The sequence below is a fragment of the Streptomyces sp. NPDC003943 genome (assembly GCF_053605265.1).
The window spans coordinates 1-10,698 of record NZ_JBSGIW010000151.1; the positions used below are offsets into that span (position 1 = coordinate 1).

Below are 10,698 nucleotides of genomic sequence, written 5' to 3' on the forward strand. Positions count from 1 at the left end.
CGGGTGACCGTACGGCGCCGGCGCTGCGGGGCGGCCTCGCGGCGCCGCCCGCGGCCGAGCGGCCCTGGACGCCGAAACGGCTCGCGGCCCTGCGGACCCGCATGGGCCACGATTACCGGGACGCACAGCTCGGCCGGATCTCCGCCGACAGCCTCCTCCTCGGCTCCGCGAGCATCCGGCTCGTCGCCCCCGCTGTCCACCCGCTCGGCAGCACCGACCAGGAGCCGACGGTCGCCGCCCGGCTCGGCGCGGGGGCCTTCTACCTCGAATCGATCGCACACGAACGGGTCGGCCTGTTCGCCGCGGGGGAGCGGGAGGACAGCGGGGGCTACCTGGTGCACCGCGTCACCGACGACGGACGTCGCCACGACACCGGGCTCCGCCTGATCACCCGGGACACCGCCCGCGTGCCGGCCGGCATCCTCGCGTACACCAGCGACCTCACCACGATCCGCGAGGTCACGATCGTCGGCCGCCGGCCCCGCGACGTCCGGGCGGCCGCCGCCGGAATCGTCGCCGAGCTGGGGCGGGGCCTCGCCGGGGCACCGGGCTCGGTCGTGTCGGCCACCCTCAAGGACTACCTCAAGGACCTCGACCACGACGAACTCATGCAGTGCTTCACGGAGTTGCGCAGACTCGGCAAGCTCGGCGACACGATCGTCCTGGTCCGCGCCCGCGGTTTCCGGGACTTCCTCCGCGAGCGACAGGTGCCGTGGGACTTCGTCCTCGCCAACTGGCAGCCCAACGCGGTCGACTTCGCCGCCGTGGTCAGCGGCGTCGGCTGGGGCGCGGCTGAGTCCTCCACACAGATCATCGAGGTCATCGGTATGCTCGCCGGCTCGCCGTTGGATCGCGAGCGGTTCTGGACCGGGCTCGTCACCGCCGTCAAGCACCCGCTGATCACCGGACAGGAAGGGCTGCGGCAACTGCGCGACACCTTCTGGGAGCATCTTGAACGGCTGGAGTTCTTCGACGCGGGCCGCTTCCTCGGCCAGCTGGTGGTGGCCGTCATGACCCTGCCCGAGGCCGTTCGCGCGCTGCCCAAGCTGGCCCGGAGTACCGTCCGTGCCCTCACCGCCTTCAACCGGATCGGGGTGGCCGTCCTCGACCGGACCGGGCTCGGATTGCGCGACGTGATCGACTTCCTGGTCCGCTTCGCGCGCACCGAGCAGCACGCCCTCGTCACCCGCGAAGGGATCGTGTTCATGATGAGCGGCGACGACATCCTCGTCTCGGGCCCGAAGGTGAAGGGCACCTCGGCGATCGCGCACGGCGAGATCCTTCAGGCGATCAAGGACATCGAGAACCCCGCCACCAAGTTCTTCACCGACGCCGAGGTCGACGCCTGGCTGAAGCAGGTCGATGAACTCCTCAAGGAGCCACCGGTGAAGCCCGGCGCCGCCACCGGGGCGACTGCGGCAGCCGAGGCCGTGCTGACCGTGGAGGCCCTGGAGGACCTCGTCGCCGCGGCCGTCGCCGAACTCGGCGAGGTGCCCGACATGACGAACAGCGTGCGCGGCACCAGACTGCACAAGATCTTCAGCCGTCTGGTCCAGGAGCAGTTCCCGCACAGTGGCCTGCACCTCGTCAGCGAGACAAGGCTCCGCTCCTTCGCCAGGCTGTCCGTCGAGATCCTCGACATGCCGATCGAGGAGTACGTCACGCGGAACCCGGGTCTGATGCCGTACGAGCGCGAACTGCGCCCGCTGTTCATGAACGACGAGACCGGCGCGGCCCGGCTGATCGGCGACCTCCGCCCCGACCTCGTGGTCCGCGCCCCGGGCCAGGTGGTGGTGTTCGACCTGACCAGTGTCGAAGTCGGCAAGCACATGGCCAAGGACGTCCTCTACACCTGTCTGCTGCGCGAGTCGGGGGAGATCGCCCTGGTCGGCGAGACGTACTGGCGCCATTTCGGCAGGACCACGGCCGAGATCGAGAAGCTCTATCCCAAGGCGGTACGGTCGGCCCGCAAGGCGGCCGAACTCGTCCAGAAGCTCCAGGCCCTGCACGAGGCGAAGAAGCACACCGCCCCGTGAACGGTCATCGGCTCACACCCAGTTGACCTTCGCCTTCGCCAGCAGCGGGTCGTCCACCAGCTCCCACAGCGGCACCGCCACGTTCCCGATCCGGTACTTGCCACCGAAGTGCAGCCCGAGCACCCGGTGGTCGGTCAGGTCGAACACCGGGGAGCCGCTGTTGCCGCCGAGCGTCGAGCAGTCGTGCTTCACCACCAGGCCGCCCGGCGTGAACTCGGTCGTCATGCCCGGCTGCAGCCGCTTCACGTTGTAGATGTCCATGAAGATCCGGCGCATCGACTCCGGCTCGTTGCGCCGCCCGTCCCAGGCCGGATAACCGACCACGTACACCGGCCGGCCCGGCACGCTCGCCGGGGCGTCCGCCGCGACGGCCAGCGGCGTCGGCAGCGGCTCGCCGTCGGGCGGCGCGATCCGGAGCAGCGCCATGTCGACGTCCGGGTGGATGCCGATGACCTCGGTGATCTCGTACGGGAGGGGGCCGGCGGCCGGCACCGGGCCGGGCGCGGGGGGTACGGGCAGTTCCTCGCCGGGGTCGACGCGGGCCGTCATGCCCTCCTGGAAGGTCCAGCCGGCGCCCTCGGCGCGGCTGAACTCGACGGCCACGTGCCGGTTGGTCATCACCGCGTCCGGGCCCACCACGAAGGCCGTGCCGATCCAGGCCAGACTCGGATGCCCGGTCACGTCCACCCGGCCCACCCGGGCGATCGACTCGCGGATCGCGGGGCGCGACGCGTCGAGCACCGACCAGTCGCCGGGCTGCGAGGCGAAGTCCTGCCCCTGCACCAGGATCGCGGGCCGGCCCTCCAGGAGGACGATCGCCTCCACCCCGAAGTACTCGTCCTCGTCGACCTCGTCGGCCCGGCCGCCCGCCAGCTTCTCCAGGCCCGTCACGCCCGCCTCCAGGACGCGGGCGCGCTCCTCCTGGGCGAACCGGGAGATCTCGCCGGCCGGGACGGCGCCGGGCGGCAGCTCCTCGGCGGACTCCTGGATCTCCAGCTCCTGTTCGAGCCGGTCGCGCACCCGCGCCGCCACCTCCGTCAGATCGCCGAAGACCTGCTCGGGTCCGGTCGCGACCGGCGAGCCGCTGTGCGAGCCGCTCCGTGATCCGTAACCCATCTCCCGTCACCTCCGCCGTCCACTCTCTTCCGGCCTCTTCCGGCGTCAGCCCTCCGGTTCCTCCGGAGGCAGCGCCGCCTGCGCCCTCATGATCTCCGCGTACAACTCGGGCCGGGTCTCCCGCAGATGGGTGAGGATCGCGCACATCTGGGTGCCGACGTTGATGACCGCGGTCGTCCGGCCCTGGTACTCGAGCCCGGTCTTGCGCAGCGCGCCACGGTGCAGGGCGACCACCGTCCAGCGGTCCGTGAACACCGGCGAGCCCGAGGAACCGCCCTGGGTGTCGGTGAAGTACGCGACGTCACGCTCGTTCGCCTCGTACACCAGGTTGTTGCGCAGGGCCACCCGCTTCGGCTTGCCCTCCGGGTGCTGGATGATGTTGACCGCCTGCGGGTCGTTCCCGCGGCACTCGAAGAGCGTGGTGGTCACCCGCAGCACCGCACGCGTCAGCTGAGGGTTGGCCAGGCGGATGATCGCGTAGTCGAGTTTCGGGTCCCACGCGACGAGATCGACGGCCGTGGCCTCCTCGGTCTGGATCTCGCCCGCGTCGGCCCCGTAGTCGAAGCGCGAACGGGAGTTCTCCACCTGCATCCGGAGGTCCTCCTCGGCGGCCTGCTCACGGACGCCGCTCATCTTGCTGCGGGCGTTCACCACATGGTGGTTGGTGACCAGCAGCCCGGGCGCGATCAGCCAGCCGGTGCCCAGGAGCGGATACGGCGGCTTCATCGGCTCCCGTCCCCGGTAGGGCGGCACACTGACCCGGGCGATGGCCGCGCCGGCCAGGAAGCCCTCCTGCAGGAACTCGAACGGGACCATGTCGTCGCGGACGACGATCTCCTCCTTGAACTCGCCCGTCAGGTACTCCGCCGGCACCTCCGGCTCGCCCGTCGCGGCCCGTACGACCCGGTCGAGGGCCCGCTGGAAGACGGCGACCGCACCGGGGTCGGCGGCCAGCGCGATGGCGTTGCGCAGCCACAGCTCCAGCGGCACCTCGCCCTCCATCAGCCGTTCGGCGACGTTCATGGTCTCCAGGTCCTTCTGGACCTGGATGAAGGGTGTCGGCTGCGGCGGCAGCATCGCCCAGAAGTACTCCTTGATCCCGCTGAACAGCGAGCCGCGCAGCTCCCGGTCCGCGAGCCCGGCCTCCACGGCCGCGTTCGCCACCGCGAGCAGCTCGTCCGGGTTCAGATACGGTTCCTCCCGCCACTTCGCGTCCACCTGGGTCGGCGCCGGCGTGACCCCCACCAGGCCCGCCCCGGCGGACACCCGCCCGTAGCCGAACCGGGTGCCGCCGCCCGGGCCGGCCAGCCCCGAGCCCGCGTCCACCGCCGCGGCCACCCCGCGCAGCAGGTCACCGCTCCGGTCGCTCAGCATCAGCGCCCGCCACGCCAGTCCGTCCAGGGTGCCGTGCCGCTGCGCCTCCCGCAGCGCTCCCTCGACCTGGTCGGCGGGCACGGGCTGCCCGTACGGTCCGGGCGGCACGGGCCCGCCGCCCGCCGCAGCCCCCGCCGAGCCGCCGGGCGCAGCCCCCGCCGAGCCGCCCGTCGGGCCCGGCGGCGCCGGAGTCCCGGCGGCCGGCCCCTGGGCACCCGCGGCCGCCGCCTGAAGGATCCGGGTGAGCGGCTCGCGCAGCCGCGGCTCGTCGTCCATCGCGGTCCCGATCCAGCGCGTCAGCGCCGTCACCACCGCCTCGTCCTCGTCCGGCAGGCCCACCAGGCGCAGGGTGCGCGCCAGGGCCGGCGGGTCCGCCCGGCAGGCCGAGGCGGCCGCCGCCCGGGCCAGGGCCGGCTGTGCGGCCAGCGTCTCGTCGTCGAGCCCGCGCAGCCGGTTGGCGAGCCGGGCGTCCGCCTCCGCCGAGTCCGCGTTCGCGGCCTCCGCGAGCCGGGAGCGGGCCACCAGGACGCCGATCGACTCGTACGGCAGCCGGAGTCCGGCCGCCACGCCCTCCGCCTCCTGCAGGTCCCGGTCGGCGTCGGCGAAGTCGCCCGCGTCCTGCGCGAGCCGCGCCGACAGCTGGAGCAGTTCGAGCCGGGTCTCCGCGCAGCCCGCCTCCTCCGCCCGGTCGACGGCCCGCTCGCAGGTCTCCCGGGCGTCCTCGGCCCGGCCGGAGCGGGCCAGGTACTCCACGAGCAGCCCGTGCAGCCTGCTGCACGGCGTCCACGGCTGCCGCTCGGCGAGCCGCTGTCCGGCCGCGTCCAGATAGCCCTGGGTGAGCAGGTCCTCGACCTCGCGGGCGGCGATCCGCTCCCAGTCCTCCTGGTCGGCCTCGGCCATGATCGAGTCCGGTACGTGACCGCCGATCCGGCCGAGCAGGAACGCGGCCGACCGCGGCGGCATGTCCCGCTCGGCGCCCGCCAGGTGCTGGTCCACGCCGGAGCGCCAACGGGCGTCCACCGTACGCGGGTTCTCGCCGAGCCGCAGCCGGTGGTAGATCTCCTCGGCGCGGTCGGGGACGGTGTCGCGGGCCGCGTAGTAGGCGACCGCCCGGGTGTCCACCGCCCGCATCAGATCGGTCCGCGCCCCGTCCGACAGCCGCAGCATGATCGAGCGGAGGTCCGGCCGGTGCCGGATCGCCCCCGGACCCGCCGACTCCATCAGGTCGAGGCGGGAGGTGAGCAGACCGAAGAGCCGGCTCGCCTCGGCCGACGACGACACCTCGAGCCCGGCCGGCCCGGCGAGCACCTCGCGCACCAGGTCGGGGGTGATGACCCGCAGCGCGAGCCCCGCAAGCACCAGCGCGCGCACGTCCGGGTCGGCGATGTGCTTGAGGATCCGGTCGTACAGCGTGCCCTGGATCAGCATCTGGTCGACGCTGTTGTGCAGCCGCCGCTGCGAACGCAGGCTCGCGAGCAGCTCACCGAGCGAATCGGCCTCCTCGCCGAGGGACATCGCGCTGCGCGCGGCGAGCTTCAGGCTCAGCGGATGGCCGCCGACCTGCTGGTAGAGGGTGCGCGCCACCGACTCGTCGTCGACGCCGCAGTCCATGAGCAGCGCCACCGACGACGGCTCGTCGAGCTCCCCCAGCCGCATGGTGCGCGGGGCGATGACCTTGGCCGGGTGGTCGATCGGCGCGCGCCCGGCGACCACGAACCGCAGCCGCGGATAGGCGGCGCGCAGCGCCGTCCACACCGCCCACATCCGGGAGATGAGCGGCGAGCCCCGGTACTGCGCCTCCTCGAAGGAGTCGATCGCGATCACGAACGGCGGGTCCATCGTGCCCGGCGGGGTGGCGGCAGCGCCCGCGACGAGGGTCGCCAGCTCGCGGGCGAGGTCCTGCTCGCGGGCGCTGGCGCGGGCGTGGAATCCGGCCGAGTAGTCCCGGCCGTAGGTGGCCCGGGTCGAGGAGAGCCGGGACAGCTCGTCGAGCTCCTCCAGTTCGCCGCGCTGTACGGAGGTGGTCTCGCCGCACCGGTCGGCGAGCGAGTCGAAGGCCTCGCGGTGGGCCGGATACTGGATCCCGAGCTGCCGGGCCGACTCGGCGATCACCGTGGCCGGTTCCTGGATGGACAGCGTCGGACGCTCGAAGTCGATGTACGCGAAGGGGAATCCCTCGGGCTCCGCCTCGCGCAGTCCGTCCAGGAGGAAGCGGGCCAGCAGGGTGCTCTTTCCGATGCCGCCGATGCCGTGCAGCAGCACGGGCGGCTCGGCCGGCTCGGTGGGCAGCGCGATGTACGTGCGCAGCGCGTCGAGTTCGCGGCCGCGGCCGAGGAAGGCGGTCCCCGCGAGGCGGCGCAGCGGTTCGAGCAACCTCGCTCTCTCCAGGCGCTGTTGGACGTCCTCGACGGCGGGCAGCAGGCCGGCCGTGCCCGGCACCCGGGACAGCCAGAGCACGGCCTGGAGGGTGTCCGACAGCTCCTCCACGCCCGCCTCCGCCAGATCGGGCGGCACGCCCGAGAGCAGGGCCAGCGCGGACCGCTCGACGCCGGGACCGCCGGACAGCGCGTCGGCGTTCGCGAGGAGCGCGGCCCGGGCCGCCTCGGGGCCCGTGAGGCCCGCCAGGGCCGTCTCCCGCACCTCCGGCGTGAGCACCCAGCGCACCGAGCGCTGCGGGGCGGCGAGCGCCGTGCAGTCGTCGACGAGCTCCAGGACCGCCCGCCCGCTCGGCATCCGCTCACCCGGCAGCCGCAGCTGCGCCGGGTCGAACTCGGTGAGCAGGCAGGCGACTTCACGGTAGGCGCGGCGCAGCCCGTGCGGCTCGGAGACGGCCTGCGGGGCCGGGGCGCCGAGCGTCGTGTGCAGCACGCCGGTGAAGTCCTCGCGCGCGCGGACGCCCGCGCCCGCGGACCGGCCGAGCCGGAGCCGTACCGCCTCCTCGACCGCCGTGCACACCCGCCGCATGGGACTGTCCGCGGGATCGGCCGCCTCCGCGGCCCGCAGTACCTCGGCGACCGTCGACTCCACGAGCTCCGGCGGCGGCTCCCCGGCGGGTGTGCCGCCGGGCGCTGCGGGCGCCTCGCGGAAGAACCGTGTGAAGAAGTCGCGGAGTTCGTCCGGGCCGACCGCCTTCGCCGTGTCCCGGCACTCGTTGTTCCTTATGTCGTACGGGAGTTGGTGCAGCGTCGTCGGGTAGCCGAGCAGCACGAGCCGCGGCACGGTCTCCTGCCGCACCGGCGTGTGTTCGTAGATCGCGAGCGCCAGCTTGCCGATGCAGTCCCAGACGTCCGAGTTCGGGTCGAGCGCGTCGCACTCGTCGAGCACCAGCCAGAAGCTGTCCTCGGCGGCGGTGGCCCGGCTGACGATCCGGTGCACGGCGTCGTCGATCGACGGCAGTGGATCGTTCAACCGTGTCGGGTTCAACGGTATCCGGTCGGCCTCGTCCGGGGCCGACACGAACTCCGCCAGCCGCCGCACGAGCCGCGCCGCCGTCGACGTCCGCGACAGGGTCACCCGCACCGGTCGGAAGCCGCAGTGCGGCCCCAGATGCCGGATCAGACGGTAGGTGTACGACCGCCCGCTGTCCGGCTCGCCGTCCACCACCAGGACCGACAGCTCCGGGTCCGCCACGAACCGGCGCAGCGTCTCGCGCAGCTCCGCCCGGTCGATGAACACCTCCGTGCCGTGCCGCAGCACCACCGACTCGAACGGGTCCTGCTCCGAGCGCAGCACCTCCTCGTCCTCGCGCACCCGCCCGAGCAGCGCCCGCACCTCCGTGCCCCGCCCCACCGCGTCGGCCTCGTCGAGGTGGTCGAGGGTGCCGAGCCGCGCCAGGGCGTCGAGCAGCCGCCGCTGGTGCTCCAGATCCCGCCGGGCCGCGCCCACGATCATCCGCGCGTTGGCGTCCCGGTTCGGGGTGAGCGGCAGATCGGCCACGAAGTCGGTGGTCAGCGCCGTGCGCTGCAGCCGCGTCCGTGGATCCGGATCGTCGAGAAGATGGTCCCGCACCCAGCTGGTGACGAGGCCCCACTCCGTCTCGGTGAGAGGCATGACGCACCTGCCCGGTGTCCCTGTGCTGGAGGGACACCTGCTCGCTGCTGTCATCGTCCCGCCGCCGGCAGACCCTCGCAATCGGTGCCGGGCCCGCGAGGGAAGCCGGCGCTCAGTCCATCATCAGGATGTCCTCGTACGACTCCAGACGCCGCCACCGGTCCTCCGGCGCCCGCATCGGCGGCATCAGGTCCACGTCCGGCAGCGGCCCGAACTCCAGCTCCGTGATCTCGGCGACGTCCGACACCGGCACCTGGTACGTGCGGAAGGGCCCGAGCGGCGGCGGGTCGCCCGCCTTCGCCCCGGCGAAGGCCCGCTCGGCGTCCGGGCCGAGGTCCGGGCTCTGGTCGAGGACGTACGCCGTCGACGCCAGCGCCCCGTCCTGCATGAACGCGACCACCTTCCAGAACCGCAGCGGCACCTGGATGCCCCGGTACGGCGGGTCGGAGTCGTGCAGGACCGGGCCGGTCAGCACCACGAGCTTGCGGTCGAACTGGGCCGCGTGCTCCAGGAGGTAGTTCTCCAGGCCCTGCCACAGCTCCTTGCCCTGGTTGAACACGTCCATCTGCGGCGCCGCGTTGGTGAAGTGGAAGGTGTCCGTGTTCGCCACGCCGGCCACCGCCGCCGAGCCCCAGACCGGATCGAGCCGGCGCACCAGATGGCCGCGGTCGAGCCGGTTGTCGCGGTAGATGTCCTCGCCCGACTGCTGCTCGCGCGGCAGCCGCGGGTCGTACGCCCACACGTCGTCGCGCGGCACGTCCTCGAGGAGCCGGCCGCCCTCGATGCAGACGGCGGTCGACGCGGCGAGCCGCCGGTCCGGCCGGAAGACGACGGTGAAGTGCGTGTACGGCAGGATCACCGTCTGCACCGCGGCGCGCGCGGGCAGCGCGAGCGGCACCGCCGGACCGAGGAAGGTCTCGTCGTAGCCGGCGCGGTCGTCGAACTGGCCGTGCGCGGCGGGCGGGCCCGGAGCGGCAGGCCGACCGGGCGGGGCGGGTCGGCCGGGAGCGGCGGGCTGACCGTGCCGGGAGTCGCTGGTGTTCATACGATGTAAGTACCGCGCGGGGGAGGGCTGCCCACGGCACCGGACCCGCAGGCCACTCGAACAGACGAGGCCCCCGGTGCCCCTCCGCTCCGGCCAAGGAGGCACCATGCCCACCGGAATCTCCCTGCACATCGGGCTCAACAGCGTCGACCCGGACCGCTACGGCGGCTGGGACGGCACCCTCGTGGCGTGTGAGAACGACGCCCGCGACATGGCCCGGATCGCCCGCGCCGCCGGCTTCACGGACACCGTGCTGCTCACCCGCGAGGGCACCGTCGACCGCGTCACCGCCGCCCTGCGCGCGGCGGCCGAACGGCTCGCCGCCGGCGACATCCTGCTCTTCACCTACTCGGGCCACGGCGGCCAGGTCCCCGACGTGGCGGGCTCCGACGCCGAAGCCGACCGCCTCGACGAGACCCTGGTCTTCTTCGACCGCCAGTTCATCGACGACGAGCTCCACCAGGAGTTCCTGCGCTTCGACGACGGCGTACGGATCGTCACCTTCCTCGACTGCTGCCACAGCGGCAGCAGCATCGAGCTGCCGGGCGGCGGCGAAGAACCCGGCCGCTACGTGCCCGAGCCGAAGCAGGCCGAGCTGTACGAGCGGGACCGCGACTTCTACGACGACCTCCAGCGCACCCTCGCCAAGGCCGCCACCGTCCGGGGCGACGGACAGGGCCCGCCGGTGATCCTCGTCTCGGCCTGCCAGGACAACCAGGTCGCCGCCGACGGAAGGGTCAACGGCGCCTTCACCGAGGCGCTGCTCGCCGTCTGGAACGACGGCACCTTCCGCGGCGACTACCGCACCTTCCACCAGGCGATCCAGCGCAGGCTGCCGCCCACCCAGAGCCCGAACCTCTACACGACGGGCGCGCCCTCGAACGCGTTCCTGAGCCAGCGCCCGTTCACGGTCTGAGCGGGCGGGCGGTCAGGGCCGCAGCGCGGTCGCGAGCTGGGCACGGGACCGCACGTCCAGCTTCTGGTAGATCCGGGTGAGCCGGGCCTCGACCGCCCGGATCAGCTGCTCGTCCGAGAACGGCAGCAGGTCCTCGACGCTACCGCCGCCGCGCGCCACGA

At 73.1% G+C, this 10,698-nt stretch carries 5 protein-coding genes; 2 read left to right on the forward strand and 3 right to left on the reverse strand.

The features are described 5' to 3' along the window. On the forward strand, positions 1-2,036 hold a 2,036-nt coding region (locus ACWEV0_RS34710; RefSeq protein ID WP_453153801.1), incomplete at its 5' end, for a hypothetical protein. A 12-nt stretch (positions 2,037-2,048) separates the two neighbouring features. Here ACWEV0_RS34710 and ACWEV0_RS34715 read toward each other — a convergent pair. From ACWEV0_RS34715 to ACWEV0_RS34725, 3 genes are all read right to left on the reverse strand, one after another. Further along, a complete protein-coding gene (locus ACWEV0_RS34715) occupies positions 2,049-3,152 on the reverse strand; it encodes a trypsin-like serine peptidase (RefSeq protein WP_453153802.1) in 1,104 nt (367 codons plus the stop codon). 45 nt (positions 3,153-3,197) lie between these two features. Beyond that, on the reverse strand, positions 3,198-8,576 hold the full coding sequence (locus ACWEV0_RS34720; protein ID WP_453153803.1) for a trypsin-like peptidase domain-containing protein: 5,379 nt from the start codon (positions 8,574-8,576) through the stop codon (positions 3,198-3,200). 112 nt (positions 8,577-8,688) lie between these two features. Continuing rightward, positions 8,689-9,621 (reverse strand): DNA/RNA non-specific endonuclease, encoded by a 933-nt coding sequence (locus tag ACWEV0_RS34725; RefSeq protein ID WP_453153804.1) that lies wholly within the window; start codon positions 9,619-9,621, stop codon positions 8,689-8,691. 106 nt (positions 9,622-9,727) lie between these two features. Between ACWEV0_RS34725 and ACWEV0_RS34730 the strand changes: the two genes are divergently transcribed. Beyond that, complete coding sequence (locus tag ACWEV0_RS34730) at positions 9,728-10,537, forward strand: caspase family protein (protein WP_453153805.1); 810 nt, start codon at positions 9,728-9,730, stop codon at positions 10,535-10,537. The last annotated feature ends 161 nt before the right edge of the window (positions 10,538-10,698 follow it).